This is a genomic window from Lacunimicrobium album, from assembly GCF_052161635.1.
Taxonomy (GTDB): Bacteria; Planctomycetota; Planctomycetia; order Planctomycetales; family Planctomycetaceae; genus SXPC01.
This window is the reverse complement of sequence record NZ_CP197413.1, coordinates 5,176,351-5,195,634: the sequence shown is the minus strand read 5'-3', so window position 1 is coordinate 5,195,634 and position 19,284 is coordinate 5,176,351. Positions and strand designations below refer to the sequence as shown.

General features: G+C 55.6%; 14 protein-coding genes. 13 read left to right on the top strand and 1 reads right to left on the bottom strand.

Annotation, left to right across the window (positions count from 1 at the left end):
• Positions 1-106: 106 nt before the first annotated feature.
• From trpD to SH248x_RS20820, 13 genes are all read left to right on the top strand, one after another.
• Positions 107-1,141, top strand: a complete 1,035-nt coding sequence (gene trpD, locus SH248x_RS20880; RefSeq protein ID WP_459556265.1) for an anthranilate phosphoribosyltransferase — start codon at positions 107-109, stop codon at positions 1,139-1,141.
• An 18-nt stretch (positions 1,142-1,159) separates the two neighbouring features.
• Entirely contained in the window at positions 1,160-1,504 is a 345-nt protein-coding gene (locus SH248x_RS20875; protein ID WP_459556264.1) for a nucleoside triphosphate pyrophosphohydrolase family protein, read from the top strand.
• 524 nt (positions 1,505-2,028) lie between these two features.
• Positions 2,029-2,934 (top strand): hypothetical protein, encoded by a 906-nt coding sequence (locus tag SH248x_RS20870; protein ID WP_459556263.1) that lies wholly within the window; start codon positions 2,029-2,031, stop codon positions 2,932-2,934.
• A gap of 453 nt (positions 2,935-3,387) precedes the next feature.
• Positions 3,388-7,020, top strand: coding sequence for an outer membrane protein assembly factor BamB family protein (locus SH248x_RS20865; RefSeq protein WP_459556262.1), 3,633 nt, complete (start codon positions 3,388-3,390; stop codon positions 7,018-7,020).
• A complete protein-coding gene (locus SH248x_RS20860) occupies positions 7,020-9,590 on the top strand; it encodes an ABC transporter substrate-binding protein (RefSeq protein ID WP_459556261.1) in 2,571 nt (856 codons plus the stop codon). The genes SH248x_RS20865 and SH248x_RS20860 overlap by 1 nt, the downstream gene beginning before the upstream one ends.
• Positions 9,591-9,653: 63 nt before the next feature.
• Positions 9,654-11,105: a hypothetical protein gene (locus SH248x_RS20855; RefSeq protein WP_459556260.1), complete on the top strand. Its 1,452-nt coding sequence runs from the start codon at positions 9,654-9,656 to the stop codon at positions 11,103-11,105.
• Between the two features lie 219 nt (positions 11,106-11,324).
• Positions 11,325-13,517 (top strand): hypothetical protein, encoded by a 2,193-nt coding sequence (locus tag SH248x_RS20850; protein WP_459556259.1) that lies wholly within the window; start codon positions 11,325-11,327, stop codon positions 13,515-13,517.
• Between the two features lie 151 nt (positions 13,518-13,668).
• Positions 13,669-14,316: a hypothetical protein gene (locus SH248x_RS20845; protein WP_459556258.1), complete on the top strand. Its 648-nt coding sequence runs from the start codon at positions 13,669-13,671 to the stop codon at positions 14,314-14,316.
• A gap of 225 nt (positions 14,317-14,541) precedes the next feature.
• A complete protein-coding gene (locus tag SH248x_RS20840) occupies positions 14,542-14,727 on the top strand; it encodes a hypothetical protein (protein ID WP_459556257.1) in 186 nt (61 codons plus the stop codon).
• Positions 14,728-14,812: 85 nt separating this feature from the next.
• Entirely contained in the window at positions 14,813-16,015 is a 1,203-nt protein-coding gene (locus SH248x_RS20835) for a beta-ketoacyl-[acyl-carrier-protein] synthase family protein (protein ID WP_459556256.1), read from the top strand.
• Between the two features lie 120 nt (positions 16,016-16,135).
• Positions 16,136-16,645: a DUF420 domain-containing protein gene (locus SH248x_RS20830; RefSeq protein WP_459556255.1), complete on the top strand. Its 510-nt coding sequence runs from the start codon at positions 16,136-16,138 to the stop codon at positions 16,643-16,645.
• A gap of 56 nt (positions 16,646-16,701) precedes the next feature.
• Positions 16,702-17,844, top strand: coding sequence for a hypothetical protein (locus SH248x_RS20825; protein ID WP_459556254.1), 1,143 nt, complete (start codon positions 16,702-16,704; stop codon positions 17,842-17,844).
• Positions 17,845-18,266: 422 nt separating this feature from the next.
• The gene (locus SH248x_RS20820; RefSeq protein WP_459556253.1) at positions 18,267-18,506 is read left to right on the top strand and encodes a hypothetical protein; all 240 of its coding nucleotides are present in this window, start codon (positions 18,267-18,269) and stop codon (positions 18,504-18,506) included.
• A 6-nt stretch (positions 18,507-18,512) separates the two neighbouring features.
• On the opposite strand, the gene rlmB is transcribed toward SH248x_RS20820, so the two are convergent.
• Entirely contained in the window at positions 18,513-19,268 is a 756-nt protein-coding gene (rlmB, locus tag SH248x_RS20815; protein ID WP_459556252.1) for a TrmH family RNA methyltransferase, read from the bottom strand.
• Positions 19,269-19,284 lie beyond the last annotated feature (16 nt).

Sequence of the window (19,284 nt, the reverse complement as noted above, 5' to 3'; positions counted from 1 at the left end):
CCCGGTGTGATCGAAACGGGCATTTTAACCGAGCTGGAGCAGTTTTTCAACTGATCCAGAGACGCCGAATGTCTGTCCGTTTAACAATTTAAGGACTTTGTTCGCTATGGACAATCCTGTCAGAAACGTGACGCTGGGGCTTCTTCAAGGGACGCTGCCGACGGCTGAGGCGATGGAACTGGCGGTCGGGAGCCTGATGGAGGGTCAGTCGGACGAGGTGACGACGTCGGCTTTTCTGACGGCGCTGGCGTGTCGTGGGGAGACGACGGAGGAGCTCGCGGGGGCGGCGAAGGCGATGTATGCCCGGGCGAGCAAGATCCCGACGAAGGCGAGTGGGGTGCTCGATACCTGCGGGACGGGCGGGGATGGGTTCAAGACGTTTAATATCAGTACAGCGGTGGCGATCGCGGTCGCGGCATGTGGGGTGCCGGTGGCGAAACATGGGAATCGGAGTGTTTCGAGTTCGAGCGGGTCGGCCGATGTGCTGGAGGCGATGGGGGTCAATCTTCAGCTGACGCCTGAGCAGGTGGCGTCTTGTGTGGATGAGATCGGGATTGGATTCTGTTTTGCGCCGCTGTTTCATCAGGCGATGAAGCATGTGGCGCCGGTGAGGAAGGCGCTCGGATTTCGGACGATCTTCAATCTGCTGGGGCCGTTGACGAATCCTGCGGGGGCGTCGTTTCAGCTGATCGGGACGGGGCGAGACGAGCTGGCCGAGAAGATGGCGGGGGCACTGGCGATTCTGAATCGTCCGAAGACGCGGTGTTTTGTCGTGTGTGGGAATAATGAGCTGGATGAGGTCGCGCTGTGGGGAACGACATCTGTTTATGAAGTCATGGACGGGACGATTCAGCGTCATCAGTGGACTGCGGCGGACTTTGGGCTCGATGAATGTCGGGCGGAGGAGTTGGTCGTGGAGGGGCCTGCGGAGAGCGCGCAGGTGATTCGAGATGTGTTGGAGGGGAAAGCGGGGGCGGCGAGGCGGATGGTGCTGGCGAACGGGGCGGCGGCGTTGTATCTGGCGGGGAAGGTGGCATCCCTGACGGAGGGAGTCACGATGCTGGAGGATGCGATTACGCAGGGGCTGGTTGTTCAAAAGCTGCAGCAGCTGGTGACGGCGACTGAGGGATACACACGCTGATTTGTGGGGAATAAACGTATGAGAATTGACGAGTTTCAAAACGTGATTGAACGCATGTTTGGCCATAAAGACTCTGCGCGCGGGGTCGAGGGGACGTTCATGTGGTTTATGGAGGAAGTGGGAGAACTTTCGGCGGATCTGCGGAGTTTTGCCAAGCTGAAGGCCAGCGGGGCGGGTGATGAGGAACTTGCCAGACAGCGCGAGCGGATGGAGCTGGAGTTTGCGGATGTGCTGGCGTGGCTGGTAACGCTGGCGAACATGACGGGGGTGAATCTGGAGCAGGCGGTAGGTAAGAAATATGTGCAGGGGTGTCCGAAGTGTCGTCAGGGGGAGTGCGTTTGTGGGTTGGAGATGAAGCCGTAGCGGGGGGGAGGGAGGCGCTGGGCGGTAGGCGCTAGGCGTTAGGGAAGAGGTTAGGATATGAGAGTGGAATTCAATTCGCAGAGGTCCCTCATCCGGTCTCGACTGTATTTATTTGCGAACCTTAGGTTCGACTCGGCCACCTTCTCCTCGGGGGAGAAGGGGCAGCGGAATGGAGTGGTGGTTTGCCCTCGGAAGTTTAATGGGTTTGAGAACGGTTGTTGGCGCGATGCCCTCATCCGCCCGTTGGGCACCTTCTCCCGGGGGGAGAAGGGACGGTAATGTTGGCTTTGTTCAATTCGCAGAGGTCCCTCATCCGACCTCGAAGACTCGGCCACCTTCTCCCCGGGGGAGAAGGATCGGAAGATGATTCTTGTTGGAAAGTTTATGGTTGTGCTTTTGCAGTGGGGGTGGTGTTCGGTAGACTTGGGGGGCACATCCTTCTTGTTCTCTGATGTTTTTTATTTGCTTTCGTTCGCTGGTCCTGTCGTCGCCTCGCCTGGACTTCGCGCGTCTGTTGGGAACTCATGGCTGAGTCGAATCGTAAGCATCGAGTCTCTGTGTCTGGACCTGTGTTGAAGGTCTCGCTGTTTGATCAGGTCATGTCGACGCTGCAGACGTTGCTGTTTTTTCTGGTGGCGATTGTGGTTGTGCTGTATGGACTGTGGCTGTTTCATAAGCCGCCGACGATGCAGGTGATGGTGCCGGTGGAGTATGTTCCGTCGCCCGGTGGGGTGCCGGATGGCTCACTGGAAGAGTCGCTGGATATTCAGTCGAGTGAAGATCTGGCTGCGGATGCGTCGATGGTGGATCAGCCGACGAACGAATCGGCGAATATCGAGGAGATGCTGGATCACGTCGTTGAAGTGTCGGATCAGGCGGCGGAGATGACGGGGAATCAGTTTCGCCAGGAAGTCACGACGGGAGGTCGGCCGGGGCGGATCGAGGGGACGGGGAATCGACGGGCTCGGGGACAGGGGGATGGTGAGAGAGGGTTTCCTCGCGAGACACGTTGGATGGTTCGGTGGGCGGATGACAGTTCGCCGGAGATGTATGCGGCGCAGCTCGAGTATTTTGGAATTGAGCTGGGTGCTTTGACGCGGGATGGGAAGCTGATTTACCTGTCGAATCTGACGGCGGAGCGTCCGACAGCGAGGACGGTTACGAGCGGGGCGGATGAGAAGCGGCTTTACATGACGTGGCAGGCTGGGGAGCGTCAGAAGGCGGATCTGGCGTTGTTTGAGAAGGCGGGGATCAAGTTGGATAAGGTGACTTTGTTTCACTTTTATCCTGCGCAGACCGAGCAGCAGCTGGCTCAGCTGGAAGTTAGTTATGCGAATAAACAGCCGCAGTATATTCGGAAGACGTATTATGTCGTGCAGCGGGAGCGGAATGGGTACAAGCTGGTGGTGACGAGGCAGTTGTATTTTTAGGGGGGAGAGAGGGGGAGATTGTGGCCTGCTGTTTTCCAGGCAATTGGAAGTCGGTTGGCGCCTATCGCTCACCCTCATCCGCCCTTCGGGCACCTTCTCCCCTCAAGGGAGAAGGGACGATGTTGGGGACGCTAGACAATTCGCAGAGGTCCCTCATCCGTCGGCGAAGCGCCGCCACCTTCTCCCCGGGGGAGAAGGGACATCGGAATGGAGTGGTGGTTTGCCCTCGGAAGTTTGTTGAGTTTGAGGTCGGTTGTTGGCGCGATGCCCTCATCCGCCCGTTGGGCACCTTCTCCCGGGGGGAGAAGGGATGGGGAAGAAGTTGGGGAAATGGGTATTGAGGTAAAGGGGTGGTTTTGGACATGATAGGCAGTGAAATGCCTGTCTGAGGGTTGGCGGTCGTATGGTACGGGCGGATTTTCCACGGATAAGATTTAACTCAAGGATTGAGTGATGGCGAGTTTGAAGATTCAGACAGCATTGGGAAACGAAACGGTTGAGCTCTCCAAGAAGAGTCCGATCACGATCGGGTCGCATGCGACGAATGATGTGGTGATCGATGATTCCGGGGTGGCGACGATGCACTGCCGGATTTCGTGGAATGGGTCTGCGTATGAGGCGGTGTCTGCGAATCCGCAGGGGATTGAGGTTGATGGGGAGCTGGTGCGGTTTCAGGCACTTGAGCCGGGGATGAAGCTGAAGGTCGGTAAGACCGTCATTTCTTTCAGTGATCCCGAACGAGAAGAAGTCCTCGAACAGGAAAAAGCAGCGCGAATCGAGAAAGACGACGATGATTTTTTGAAGCCGCTGACGGATTCGGAAGTCGTGCCGACGTTTCGTCAAAAAGAGAAGATGGAGCGACGCGTTGAGTTGAAGCCGAAGTCGGCGATGCGGCTGGAGAAGGAGACGTTGCTGCCGGAGATTGAGAAGGAGCAGCAGGCGGGTCAGAGTGGCGGGGTCGATCCGGGGACGTTGAAGCGTCGCGCGGAGCGGGCGGAGAAAAAGTCGAAGCGAGAGGAAGAGAGAGAGGCGGCTGAGGTGGGGTCGGATCCTCTGGATCCGTTTGAAAAGCTGTCTGCGAAACATTCTGAGCGATCTGTGGAGGAGCCGGGGGCGGGTCGTAGTTCGCGAGATGGGAGTCAGGATCGTGACCGTGACCGGGATCGACGGGCACGGGGGTATCGTCCGGGCGAAGAAGATCCGATGCGGTCGCCGCTGGTGATGGGGCTGGGGGGGCTAGTTGTCATCCTGCTGCTGGTGGCGGGGACGTATGGGTTCCTCATTATGCGCAGCATTGCCGATTCGCAATTGAAGACTGCTGATACTCAGCGCGAGCAGGGGAATTATCCTCAAGCGATCAAGTTGTATGAAGACTTTCTCAACGATTACCCGAGTCACCGTCTGACTCCTCAGGCGAAGATCTCTCTGGCGGAGACGCGAATTGACAGTCAGATTGGCGGGGGTGCGAATAACTGGGTCGATGGGCTGGGGCAGTTGAAGGCGTTCATTGAGAATGCTGCGTCGTTTAACAGTGATGACGATCTGACTCCGCGGTTTGAAGTGATCAGTTACAAGATCGCTGAAGGGGCTGCAGTTGATGCGGGTCGTACGATGAATAGAGATCTGCTGCCGGTGAGCGATGAAGCGGTTTCTGTCTGGCAGCGGTATGCGCCGGAAGGGGAGGAGCGTCGTCAGCGGTTGCGACGGATTGAAGAGGCTCGTCGTCAGTCGGTGGCTGCGATCATTCGTCAGGATACGCTGGTGGCTGCGCTCGCTGCGCTGGATGTACAGATTGCGAATCAGAATACGATGGAAGGGTTTCGGATTCGACGGGAACTGCTGGCTCGATATCCGGAGCTTGCCAACCAGAAGGATGTGGGCGTTCGTCAGGCGAAACTGCTGGAGATTGAACAGACGGCGACTTTGATTGATGACACGACGATTTCTGCGGTCGGGTATGATGTGAAGGTGGCCAATGCGGTTGTGAGTACGTTTGTTGCGCAGTCGCGATCACGTTCTGATCGTCGTTCGACGGGGAAGGTGGTGATTTCGCATCACAAGGATTCTTTGCTGGGGATCGACGCGCTGACGGGAGATCCGGTGTGGCGTCGACCGGTCGGGGTGAACCTGCCGTTCTTTCCGATTCCGATCAGCGGGGGGCGTCCGGGCTACCTGCTGGTCAATACGCGGAATCGCGATCTGGAATTGATTGAACAACGAACGGGTCAGTTGATCTGGCGTCAGTCGCTGGAAGACGAGATTGATGATGCACCGCTGGTGCTGGAAGGTCAGATCTATCTGGCGAGTCGCTCGGCGAGGCTGTATCAGATCGATGTGGAGACGGGGCGACTTTTGGTGACGTTGCAGTTTTCGCAGAAGCTGAAGGGACCGCCGTGTCTGATGGCGGACCAGGAGCATTTTGCGGTCGCGGGGGATGCGGAGGTGATTTACATCCTTCGGCGTCGTCCGTTGCAGCCGGTGAGGGCGATTTATTACGGGCATGCACCTGCTTCGATGGCAGGGCCGTTTGTGTCTGCGGGGGGGAATATCCTGGCGTTTGAGAATCTTGCGGGGAATCGGAGTCGGGTGACCGCGCTCGATACGCGTCAGCCAGAGAAGGGATTGCCGATTGCGGGTCGACTTGATCTGGAAGGTGAGATGCATGATCCGGCGCTGTTGCGCGGGAACATCCTGTTTGTGCCAACGCGTCCGGAGCAGCTGTTTGCGATTTCTGTTTCGGATGTTGTGGGGCAGACGGCGCTGGCGCGATTGGCGGGGTATCAACTGCAGACGGGGCTGGAGAGTGAACTGTTTCTCTCGGCTGGCCCGAATAATCGGGTGTGGGTGAGTGGCAGTCAGCTACGACGCTATCAACTGACCACCGATGCGATTACGACCGATGAAAGAACGATTCCTCTGGGGCGGACGATTCAGCCGATTCAGTCGTCGTCGAATGATCTTTATACGACGTTCCTTGCCAACGATCAGAATAGTGCGACGACCAGTCAGTTTGATCGTGAGAGTCTGACGAGTGAATGGAAGCTGGATCATGCGGGGCGAATCCTGGCCTGGACGCGCGATCCGCGCGATGAGAATGGTCTGGTCGCGGTGACGGAAGATGGGAGTATTCATCGATCGAGTCTGGACCGGATTTTTGGAAGCCCGTTTCAGAAGACGCCGGCTGCGGTCATCAAGCGGCCGAAGGGGGTGACTGGGGCGTTCAATGCGAGTGAACTCACCACCGGGGAGCTGGCTGTCTGGACGACGGGGGCGCAGCCGCAGTTGTGGATTATCAATGCGGCGGGGCAGATTCAAAAGACAATTGCGCTCCCGGGGGGCTTGGAAGCTGCTCCTGTTTCGATGAGTGGGCTGCTGTTGTTGCCGGTTGGGGGGAAGATTGTTGTCACCGATCTGACGGGGGCGGTGAAGGATGAAATCGTGGGGGCTGGTGGTGCCTCGAAGTGGCATGCGCTGCATGTTATTGATAACGAGAATCTGCTGGTCGTGGATGATGCCGGGCGGTTGATGGCGTATGAGATGCGTCGTGAGCCGAAGCTGGGGTTTGTGAAGAAATCGATGGTGGAGATGTCGGGGTTTCTGTACGAGAAGTACCTGCCGGAGAAGGCTGCGGTGGCGGTTTCTGCGCTGGATGGTGCGCTGCGGATCTTTGATGCCCGGAATCTTCAGCTGATTGACGAGATTCGTTCGGCAGCGGGAGCGGTGCAGTCGGTGATCGCGACGAATGGGGGATTCCTCGCCTGTGCGGGTGAAAAGTCGGTGGAGTTTTACGAGTTCACCAATGAGCGCCCGGAGAAGAAATGGTCGGGGAAGGTGAACTGGAAATCATTCCCGATGGCGTGTGTTGCGGTGAACAATGAACTGCTTTGTCTATTTCCTCAAGGTTTGGTCACCAAGCATGATCGAGGGAACGGGCAGGTGAAGGGGACGGCGTTTCTGGCGCAGCTGCTGGAGGGTGAGCCTCTGTGGATCGGATCAATGCTGCTTGTTCCGACGGTGGATGGGAGTACTTGTGTGTTGAATTTGCCGGCGAATTCTGTTCCAGTCTCTATGAGGAGACAGGAGTGATGGCGCGGGGAGTCGACAGGTCGGGATGGTATCATCGTGTCTGGGGACTGGTTCTCCTGGCGGTGATCCTGGCTGTCACGCCAAGTTCCGACTGTGTGGCTCAGGTAGAGAAGGCTGAGGACACCTCGACCCAGGACGACCTGCCGCTGTTTGCCGAGATGGAGCTTCCGAGTTTCGAAGAACTGAATACCGGCAAGGCGCTGGACTGGATTCTGTTGAAAAGCGGACGTGTGTTGATCGTCCAGCCGATTTATCCTCGTCCGGGAGTGCTCGCGTCGCTGGATGAAGAAATCAAGAAGCTCGTCAATCAGCGTCCGACGCGCGAAGATCTGCAGGTCGAATGGAGACGACGACGGGAGGAGCTGAATTCTCTGCAGGTGACGCTGCCTGATCCGGATCTGGTGTCGCCGGAGTTTCTTCTGGAAACGAGGCTGATCGATAAGGTTTTGTATTTTGAAGACCTGCTGCTGCTGAAGGTCGAGAAGCTGAAGGAAGAAGGTCGCTGGGGGGAAGCGTTTGATCTGCTGTCGCGATCGATCGAGCGCGATGTGACACGCTTGAATTTCGATGCTGTTGAAGGTCGGAAGATCTCGACGCTGGAGGATTTCTTTAAGAGCAAATTGACCTGGCCTGGCATTCAGGATGCTTATGTCCGATTGATGCTGGATGAAGCCAAGAGTATTTCGGCGTCGAAGAGGTTTGAGGAAGCGTTGTCCCGGCTTGATGAACTGCGGGTCATCAAAAGCGATGCTCCGCTGCTGGAAACGACGACGGCGGATGTTACTCGGGCGGCGATCAATGATTCGGTTGCGCGCGAGGACTTTATTCAGGCGCGTTTTTTTCTGAATCGTCTGAAGGGGATGTATCCGCGCAACAGTGTGGTTACGGACGAGGCGGGGCGTCTGATTGCTCAGGCGACGAAGCTGATGGGCGAGGGGCTTTCTCAGTACTCGAGTGGGCATCCCGAGCAGGGTTATGTCACGATGACGAAGGCGATCCGGATCTGGCCTGATACGCCGGGGCTGTCGTCTGCGTTTCGTCGGGCATCGACTCGTTATCAGATTCTGCGGGCGGGGGTCTTTGGGGTTCCAACGGTAAAGTCGGCTTTGCCGTATCCGAGTCTGGAAACGCGTCGTATCGATGACCTGACGCGTGAGCCATTTTTTCGACCGCACAGCTTTCAGAATCAGGCGGTGCTGTTTGATTCGGCTTATCTGGAAGACTGGATTCCGACTGATCTGGGGCGAGAGTATCTGCTGGTCTTGAAGACAGACCGTCAGCCGTATGAGACGTATTCCACGCTGGATGCGCAGGAGCTTTCTCGCGCGATGCGGCCTTTGTTTGAGCAGGGTTCGAGCGGGTACAACGAGCGCCTGTCGAGTTTTATTCGTCACATCGAGCCGCTGGATTCTCAGCGTTTGCGGATTTCACTGGCTGCGATTCCGGTTGCTCCTGAGGCAGTGTTTGCGAGCTTTTTGATGGCTGCCAGGAACGAGTCTGAGGTTGAGGTTGCCACAGTGTCTGCTAATGATGAGGTTGTGCGTCTCGACTATTCTTCGCGCAAGGTTAATACGCAGCGGTTCAAGTATGCGGGGGAATTCGGAGGGGCGGCTCGGTATATCCGCTCGAAGGCAGAGCCTGCGGATACGCTGGATTTTCATGTCGCGGAGATTCAGGAGCAGCTGGTGACGTCTCCTCTGGAAGCGACTGAGATGATGAAGCGTGGCGATCTGGATTACATTCCGGATGCTCCGCCGTTTCTGGTCGAGCAGTTTCGCGAGGATGGGAAATTCTTTGTGCAGAAGTGGGCGGTGCCGAAGACGACGGTGCTCCAGTTTCATCTGGAGAGTCCCTATTTCAAGCGGTCGGTGATGCGGCGGGTCTTGCAGTATTCGATCAATCGGGAGCGTCTGCTGGGGGAACTGCTGGAGGTTGGGAATTATCAGCGTTACGGGCGGCTGGTGAGCGGGCCGGGATTTACGGCGTCCTCGTCGTATAACAAGCTGGTGGAATTGGCGCCGTATTCTCCTGCGACTTCGCTGGCGCTGTTGCTGACGTCACAGAATCCGAATGACAAGCCGCTACCGCCGTTGAAGTTTCTTGTTCCCAACGAGCCGACTGCCATCAAGATGGCGACTCAGATTGCTGAGGGATGGCGTCGGTTGGGGATCGGGGTGGAGCTTCTCAGGGATGATGGGAAGCAGAGCGGCCCGGTGGCGTATGACGTGGTGTATCGGGAGCTGCGGATGTATGAGCCATTGACGGAACTTTGGCCGATGCTGACGATGAAGAGTGATGCGGAGATCGAGGATCTGATAAACTTTCCGGCGTGGCTGAGGGTCAAGCTGCTGTCTCTGGAGAAAGCTCCGGATCGGGTGACGGCGGAGAAGCTGGCGCGTGAGATCCATCAGGATCTGGCGCGCGAGGTGTTTCTGATCCCGTTGTGGGAGGTTGACCAGTATGCTGTGTTTGGAAATCACGTCCAGGGGTTTCATTTGACGCCGTTGACGCCTTATCACCAGGTTGAGCGGTGGTCATTGCGTCCGAGAGTATTGTCGGTCACACCATGAGTGTTCAACGTTGAGATTCCTGCAGTCGAAGAGTTTTTGATGTGTTGGTTCCTGAGGAGTCTGATGGCGATTTGTCTGCTGGCGGCAGGTTCGAGGGCGTTTGCTGTCGATCCTGTTGCGGAGCGGAGGATGGAAGCATTCGCGAGTGCCCGGGAGAAAATCGAGGTTATCATCGGGATTGCGCCGAGCATCGCGCCGTCGCTGGAGACGGAGCGGTTTCAGCGGGAGCTTGGTTTGCAGCTGGCGCGTGGTAACGGGCCTGGGTGGCAGACGACGATTCGTTTTCAAATGCTGACGCTGGATCGATTCGAGCTGAGTGCGGATCGGCTGGTGTATTTCTTGGATCCGTCAGCTCGTCAAGAGGATGGAAGTAAGCCGTTTGATAAGACGTTTGTGGTTGTTTTGTCGGGGACAGGGAGCGGGACGAGTTATCAGGTGATCGAGTATGACTGGTTTCTTGAGAGCACATCGGATGTGGTGAGCGGGACGAGTAGTTTGAGAGGCTTTCTTGCTTCGGATGTTACAACGGCGATTGATCATGCTTATCGTCGGTTGATGAAGCTGGAGAGGGGCGAGGGTGATCAGTTTATCGCGGTTCTCAAGGGTGGGGAGCTGGAGCACGAGGAAGCGGGTGACGGGCTCATTAAAGCGGGGGAGTATTATGCTCCGGTCAACTTTTACCTTGATCGCAAAGGGAAGCTGCTCAATCGTGAGTTTATTCCCTGGACGTATCTGAAGGTTGAGCAGAAGGATCGGTCGAAAGTCGATGGGACCGTTGTTTCGGCGTATCGCGGGATTCTGAGTGGGCGGCGACGTCGTGTGGAGACGTATGCTTATCGATTGAGAGCGAATTTCCCGGCGACGGAAATCACATTCATTCGTCGCGATGAGAACAAGTCTCGGCTGGCGGGGTATCTCGTCAAAACGGTACCTGTCGAGAAGCCGATCAAATCTGCTGAGGAGGTCGTTCCGCAGATTCTGCAACAGGGTTATACGTCGCGGACAGGGGCTTTGAATCTCGTCTCGCAAGGTGAGCAGCCGATTGTCACGGTGAACGTGATCAGTGGTGAATCAATCCTAGCGAAGGTTCCTCTGATGGTGGGGAGCGCGAAGTCTGTGCAACTGGAGGTTCCGAATGATCTCGTCAGACTGGGGGTCGAAGGGGATCTTCAGACCTTAGAGACGGAGCTGGTTGATCTGGTCGCGAGACGCGCAGTTTTGATGGCGACGGCGAGGAAAGCGGGGAAGGAAGGTGACTTGAGGGCGCTGGATGAAATGGAGATGGAGCTGAAGGCTTTTCCGACGTCTCGTCAGCTGTTGCAGGAAATCACTGTCGTGCGAGTGAACTCGGTGAAAGAGGCGATGAAGCAGAAGAACAAGGCGGCGGCGACGAAAGTTGAGAAGTTGTGTGCAGCAGCGACGGAGCTGGTGGAGAAGCACCTGGACGAAAATGTGGTGTTGGAATTTTTGGCAGAAATCGTGGAACTCAAGAAGACGATTGAAGCGTCTACCTGATTGTCAAACGGAGACTCTGATGCATCGCTGCCGGCTGAGGTGGGAGCGAAATGAGACAGTGTGTGCGGAAAGTTGATGCAACTTCTACCATTCGCTGTGGTGCTGCTGAAAGGTGCTTGACCGAAAAAACGAGTTGTGACAGAGTGCGATCCCTTCCAAAAATCTGCCCTTCACCTGGCACCTCCACGTCTAGTTTTTTCAAATTAAGGACGCCCGCCCATGCTGGCTCGCTGTCTTTCGACCCTTCTGATTGCCTCCATGCTGGCGCATGCTGTCGGCTGTGCGGCTTTTCCTGACATGGCTTCCATGGCTATGGGCTTTAATGGAAAAGAAGATGAGATCATGATCAGGACCTTCTGCGAAGGTCTGGCAGCGAAGGACGTCGCGAAGATCAAGGAGACGATGACGCCTGCCCTGGCTGCTCACGCGTTTCCGCATCCACAGTCGATGGATGATCTGGCGCTGTTGAAGCTGCCGACGGGTGAGGTCAAGGTGACCAAGACTGAGGAAGTCTCGGAAACCGAGAAGAACATCACGGTTGAAGTTGGCGAGTCGAAGCGCAAGATGATGTGCAAGCTGACGAGCAACAAGCGAGGAGATTACTGGCGGATTGATGAAGTCTATCTGTCTCAACGCCAGAATGGTCAATACGTCACGAAGAGTGTTTCTGAGCAGATGCGACTGCTGACTGCGATTCGTGACTTCACGGATACCTGGTCGAGCGGGGATCGGGAACGCATTCTTGCTTCGGTTGATCCTGAATTGCGAACGGCCCTGGAGCCGCTGCCGCCGATGTTCATGGCACGACTGAATAAGCAGTTGATCGGCTCGACGACCAGTGCTTCTTCGTCTCGTCCGTCAGCGGAAATCAATCGACACAATGCCGTCGTGACGTTCACCCAGCCTGATGGCAAGCTGATGGTGAGCATGAAAGAAGAAAACGAAAAATGGGTCGTGGAAGATCTTCAGAAGGACTCGCGTAACAGCGGTCAGAAAATCGACTCCCTTCGAAAACGAGCGATGGTGATCAACCGGTCGCTGGCGTTTTTGAAGAACTTCGGTGAAGCAGATAAAAAAGAACTGGCTGGTTTGACGACGCCTTCGTTCTACAAGAATACGATTGCTCCATCGAATCCTGCGTTTGTGAAACTGCCGACTGGTTTTGAGCCGGACGCCCGGTTCGAGATCACCGAGATCGATCAGCATGCGGACTTCATTCTCGAAATGCCGACGCAAATCCTGCGATTGAAATTGAAGGTACATACCAACGCGGAAGATGCTTCTGGCTATTATGTCGATGATGCGACGATCTATGACATGCAGCTGGCTCAGGAGAAGAAGCTGAGTGCGTTACTGACTGCGACGTCTGTCGTGAATCTTTATCATGATGCTTACCATGAATCGAACATGGCGTTACTGCGGAACCTGTCGACCTCGGAACTGAATCAGCAGGTCTGGAACCGGATGACACTTGAAACATTCCAGATGGTGCCCGCGCAGGAACTGCGAGAAGGCCATCCGGAAATCGTCAGCAGTGACTTTCGTGGTCGCCTGACCGAAGTGACCGTTCGACAAGGGAATCATGAGCTGATTTACCTGTTGCGTGAACGAACTGATCAATGGCTGGTGGATGACATTCAAGTGAAATCTGGCGACAAGTTGGAGTCGATGAAAGAACGCCTGGCTGTTCTGACTCCGATCTATGAATTTGCGTATGCGATGCACAGCAACAATATCAACCGGGTTCGTAACATCTCTTCGGAAGACTTCCGACGACGTGTGTGGCTGCAGGCGGACAGTGTTCCGTTCATTCAGTCGGATATTGTCGGTCAGATCACTCAACCTCTGGTGGACTTCAAGACCGACCGGAGTGGAGCGCTTGTCTCACTGGGAACACCGCAGAATGGTGCTCAGATTCACCTGACGCTGGAGAATGGCGTTTATCAGATCAACGATGCGATGCTGCCGACGAGTGCAGGGACTCCTGTCGCGATGAAGCAGGCGATGAGAATGCAGCTGGCGTACGGGAACTCGACGTCTCAGCAGATCGCGACTGTCTCGAACGAAGTCCCATCGAACACGCTGTCCCCTTTGCCGGGCATGAGAGCTCAGCAGGGTAAGGAAACGGCGAACGCTCCGCGTGCGGGCTCACCTGCAGGCTTCGATCCTTCTGGGTTCGATGGAGCCCATACTGGCGGGTCTCAGCAGGTCTTCCATGCGGTCTATCAGGATCAGGAAGAGCCGAGTCTGCTGGCAACTCCACTGGGAGTGATGCCTGCGGGCGGACATTCAGAGCCGAAGGCATTTAAGCGAAATCAAGAGCCGGCTCAGATCCAGCATCCGGGGGCCCGACCGATGGTGGCGTCTCCGCTGGAGGCACTTTCTCAGCCCGTGCCGATGAACTATAAGTAAGCGAATGTTTCTCTGATATGATAAAATTCAGAAAGTGATCTTGGCCATGAGGCCCAAGTGAGAATACACTTCGCGGCTGCCGAGCGGTCTTGAGAAATCGAGATCGAGCGGGCCATGAATGATCAAGAATGTCGGACAAAGGAGTGTCCAGATGCCTCGACTGTTTCGCGCAATCTCGTTTCTGTGTGTGAGCGTTGCGCTTTCCATCAGCGTTCCTGTTTCTGCACAACCCCCTGCTGCACCGGCGAGTCCACCGCCTGCGGCTGCTCCTGTGGCGTCGACGATTCCTGTCGTGATTCCTGCTGGCGGTCTGTCGGAAGACGCGCTGGGGAATGTCCTGACCGAACTGGGGCTGAAGCCGAAGAAAGAGCAGACTCGCTATGACTTCGAATTCAAAGCCATGGTCAACAAGGAAGAGTGGGTTCTGTCGATGTCAGCCGTTTTGAGTGCTGATGGCAGCTCGGTATGGGTGATGGCCTGGCTGGATGAACTGCCAAAGTCATCGAGCGAAGTTCCTCGCAATGCGTTGCTGCGTCTGCTGGCTCGCAATGACAAACTGGGCAATGGCAAGTTCTTTGCTTACATTGCAGCCAACCGACGTTTCGTGATGCAGCGTAGCGTGACCAACAGCAATATGACGACCGCTGCGTTTCGCGATGTCCTGAAAGACCTTGGACAATCAGTTGTGGAAACCTACCCTGAGTGGTCCGTTTCCAACTGGAATGTCAACGCGGCGGATTCTGCTGTTCAAAGCGTTTCTGGTGAAAAAGAGAAAGTTGTCACACCGGCGCCTCGCTAAAAACGAGAATTGATGCCGCATTTGGTGCGGTTCGCGGAGCCTCACCAGCACCCTACATAAAGAGATGATCTGAGCTTATTAAAAGCCTGCTGGATGCGGTTCAAACTGCAGACGGCTGGCTTTTTTCTATTTTCGGTGGGGGAGTCTGTCAAAGTCAGGCTTGCAATGGCAGTGGCTCTGGTAAACTAGCATGCGTATTTCTTTCGCCGGGTCCGTGAGAAAGTCATGATGATGCTGACGACAATTTTTGCCTCTGAAGTGAGTCTGGCCACCATGGAACTGCTGGCGCAGGAGGGCGTTTCGCGCGTTGCGGCTCGTTCCGGGTCGGGCATGGTGATTGATATTATTCTTGTTGTGGCGTGTTTTAGCGGAATTCTGTTTGGGATCTGCCGTTCGAGCCTGCGTCGTTAAACCGTTTTCCTGGTTCCTGTGAGGACCTGAGGACAAATTCGGAAGCCGCTGATTTGGCTGCCATTGCTGAAGTTTTTGTTGTTCCATGAATCCGTCACAATCTGGTCCATCGCGATGTGATGTTGTTGTGACGGGACTGGGAGTTGTCAGCCCGCTTGGCTGGGATGTGCCGTCGAGTTTCGAACGTCTGCTGGCGGGCGAGACTGGTATCCGGGATGTCGAATTAGAACTGGGAACGCGGGCTCTTGGTGCGCCGGTGGCGTTTGCGTCGGATGGTGAGCCGGTTGAAGAGATGGCGCTTCAGGCGGCGCGGGAAGCTTGGACGCATGCCGGACTGGGTGTCGGGAATGTTGATCCAGATCGCGTTGGAGTTATCTTTGGAACGAGTAAGGCTGGGCTGCGAAGTTTGACTTCGTATTTGACGGAAGTTTCACGAGAAGGGGATTCCGAGACACTTAAGAAGCTGTGGTCTCGTAGTCAGTTGTCATCGCCGGCGGTGAGGATTGCGGAGGCGTTTGGTGTTTGTGGTGCGGTCGAGACTCCCGTGGCTGCGTGTGCGACCGGGATGCTGGCGGTGCAGCAGGGGGCGAGGCTGATTGAAGCGGGGGTCTGCGATGTGGTGATCGCGGGGAGTGTGGATGCTTCGCTGGTGGAGATTGTTGTTGGTTCATATCGCAAGCTGGGGATTCTCTCGAAGAGTGCCGATCCCAAAGCCGCGTGCAGGCCGTTTGATCGGGATCGGGATGGGTTTGTCATTGGAGAGGGTGCGGGGGCGGTTGTGCTGCAGCGTGCGACGAGTCTGCATCCTCATCAGCGTCCGCTGGTTCGTTACCTGGGGGGAGAAAACCTTTCGACGGCGAGTGATCTGACGAGCCTGGCTGATGCGTCGGAGGATTATGTCGAGTTGTTGAAACGGACCTTGGCGCGAGCGGGGGTTCCGCGCGAGCAGATCGGTCTGGTGAATCTACATGGGACGGCGACGCGGGATAACGATCTGCTCGAGATGCAGGCGGTGTCACGAGTGCTGGGAAGACAGACGCCGTGTGTCGGGTTTAAAGGGGCGTTGGGGCATTTGCTGGGAGCGGCTGGTGCGGTGGAACTGGTTTATGCGATTCAGGCTGTTGTCTCGGGAACCTCTCCTGCAACGACGGGATGTGTGCATATTGACCGGGCGTCACCCGTTGATGTCATCATGGTTTCACCACGAACGATCGAGACGCCTTATCTGTTAAAACTCTCGGCGGGGTTTGGCGGACATCTGGTGACAGGTGTTTTTGAAGGCGTTTGACTGCAAGTGGAAATGCAGGGTGTCATTGATTGATTTTAGTTATTCGCATAATGTCAATCACGTCGATGAGCGAAACGCTCGGAAGGCGATCAGCGGGTTCACGACGAACAGGGACGAGGCATGAACGAGGTTCTGAAGAATGGATTTCTGGGCTACGACGCATCGCTGATGCTCGACGTGGTGGTGACGGCGCTCGTGCTTATCGTGCCCTGGCTGCTTTACAGCTTGTATCTGGTGAAGGTGAAGCGGAACTATCTGCTGCATAAAAAGCATCAGCTGGCGATTTTCTTTGTGCTGATCTTTGCTGTCGGCGCGTTTGAACTTGACATGCAGCTGCATGGCGGGTGGCTGGCGATCGTCAATAAAGTCGGTGAGCCGACGCGTCTTGAAGGTGAGCAGTTAGCATTTGTAAGGCAGATGCTGAGAGTGCATCTGGTGTTTGCAATTTCGACTCCGCTGCTGTGGATTGCGACCGTTGTGAATGCGCTCCTGAAATTTCCCAGGCCGCCGATTCCAGGGGCGAACAGCCGTCTGCATAAGGTGCTCGGCTGGGCGAGTGTCATTGATTTGGTTGGGACATCGGTCACCGGGCTGCTATTCTACTATCAGGCTTTTGTTGTCACGGGATAAATAGAGGCGACTGAACTGCAGTCGTACTGAATTGCTATCGTTGAGTAGGAAGCGCGATGACCATCGATGATCTGAAGCAGCGGCTGGATCGAGTCGTTGTGACGTTTCGGGGATACAATACCACCAATGTTGGTCGTACTCGTGAGCTGCTGGCCGATGAGCGTTATCGCGAGATTCTTCTGCCGCATTTGAAGCAGGCGTCTGCCCATGCGGATGCGACGCTGAACCGACCCTGTTCTCTGATCGAGCGTATTGAATCGGGCGCACCGTCTTCGATGGCGACGTATGCTGCTGATGTCGCGATGATCGTGGCAGTTGAACTGGCCCAGATTGAGATGCTGGAGCGGTTGTTTGATGTGGATCTCAAACAGGTCAATTGCCTGTTCGGGTATAGTCTGGGTGAGGTGACTGCTGTCATTGCAGCTGGGATTTTTCGGTATGAAGATGTGATGACGCCGATTCTTCAGATGGCGGATGATGCAGCCCGTCTGGCTGATAATGTCACCATGGGAATTCTTTTTTCTCGTGCCCGCGTGATGGATTTCATGAAGATCGGCCGGATGTGCCAGGAGATCACAGCGGAGGGGAAGGGAACGATTTCGATCTCGACGTATTTGTCGCCGAATACGGTGTTGTTGTTGGGGCAGAACGACACGGTTGATCGTTTTAAAGAACTGATGGAACAGCAGCTTCCCAGGGGAACGCATCTGAAGAAGAACCCGGATCGATGGCCGCCGCTGCATACGCCGATTGTCAGACAGGCGTGTCTGCCGGATCGTGCGGCCGTGACATTAGAGAAGACGCCGGGGGGGTTTACGATCCCGCATCCGCCGATTCTCTCGTGTGTGACGGGGCGGAAAAGTTATGTCGAAGGAACGGCGCGCGAGCATTTGATCGACTGGGTTGATCACCCGCAGCGGTTATGGCAGGCGATTCAGGTCCTCCTGGGGAGTGATGTGGAGATGATTCTGCACCTGGGCCCGGAACCGAATCTGATCCCGGCGACGATGAGTCGTCTGGCGGAGAATGTGAAGGCTCAAGTGAGTGAGCAAACTTGGGCGGGTTTTGGGCTGAGAACGTGGTCACAAATTTCACTGGGACGGCCGTGGCTGGCGAGTGTGATCTCGTCGGATGCGAATATTCTGCGTGCACCGTTTATTAAGCAGATCAATTTTGAGGACGTTTTGCTGGCGCAGTGATCATACGAAGTGCGCAAGTTCTCATCACGTCATGAGGCAATCTGCCTTCTGAACGCTCAGGGTGCATGTGGCTGATGAGCTGCCATCAACGGTGGTTTACGCGTGGTTTGCTACGGATACAGATGCTTACAGTTGTCGTTCTTACATTCTGTCGAGTGACGAATTGGCTGGAAAATTTAGTAACGCGTTGGTGCTGTTGGACTTGTGGAAGTGGGCGGAATTGCTAATTGACGTAATGGATAGAACTCTATTAAGATTTGCATGTGCGTATTATGAATTTCTTGTTAATGCGCACAGGATTTGTTATCGATGTATCAGGATGACTAATCGTTGCTGCGTCCTTGGGATTGATTTTCCTAATAACGGATGGCAACGAGGAGATTCAAAGTATTTTTGTCACTTAGAAAAGAAGGGGGTGTCGCATGAAGCGAACACTTTTGGTTTTCGGTGGATTCCTGTTCTGCAGCTGGGCCTGTATTCAACTCTGGCTGGCAGGGTATCAGTCGGGTTACGAAGAAGGTTCTGTGACGGCGTGGGATCAAGCCAATGAAGTTCTGCGTCCGACGAACACTGACTTTGGTATGAAGATCGATGACAACGCGATGAAGCTGAACTGGCAGGGCGGACAATCGCCAACACATCTGGTCGAAAACAGCGACTGAATGTTGTTAGCCAGCTGGAGTACTGGGGGCAAAGCGGGCGATCAGAATGCCCGCTGCCACCGATGCATTGAGAGATCCGACTTTGCTTGTTGTCGGAATTGCACAGACCTCGTCGCAGAGATCCTTCGTCAAACGACGAATCCCTGTTTCTTCGTTGCCGATGATGAGGGCCCACGAGCGGTCTTTTTTGATTTCGTTGTAGCTTAAGGGGGCGTGTTCGGAGGTGCCGAGCGTCCAGATATCTGCTTTTCGTAACTCTTCCAGTGCGCGAGACAGGTTCGTGACGACTGTGAAGGGGACAACTTCCATGCCGCCGGAGGCGACGTCATAGACGACGTGGGTCAGCGGGGCGGAGCGGTCTTTGGTGACGATGATACCTGAGACATTAAAAAAGGCGGCGGTCCGGAAGATGGCGCCGACGTTGTGTGGATCCTGAAGGCAGTCGAGGACGAGGAAGAGTGGGTACGTGTCTGGGATGGGAGGCTTGGTGATGATGAATTGGCTCAGGCTGGAATGGGCTTTGGGCATGACCTGGGCGCTGTAGGCACTGATGCGGCCGAATTTCTCGCGTGGTTTATTTCGTGGTGAGCGGTCGACGAAGCCGGTTGTGACTGCGATGTTGTGTCTGCGGGCGATGTCAGCGACTTTCTGCCAGAGGCCATCTGCCTGCCCGGTGGAGAGACTGATTTCGCTGACGTCTTGAGGACGGGATTCGAGGGCCGCGAGGACGCTGTGTGGGTTGGTCAGTGTGAGCGGAGTCATGAGGTGCTTTCGAGCG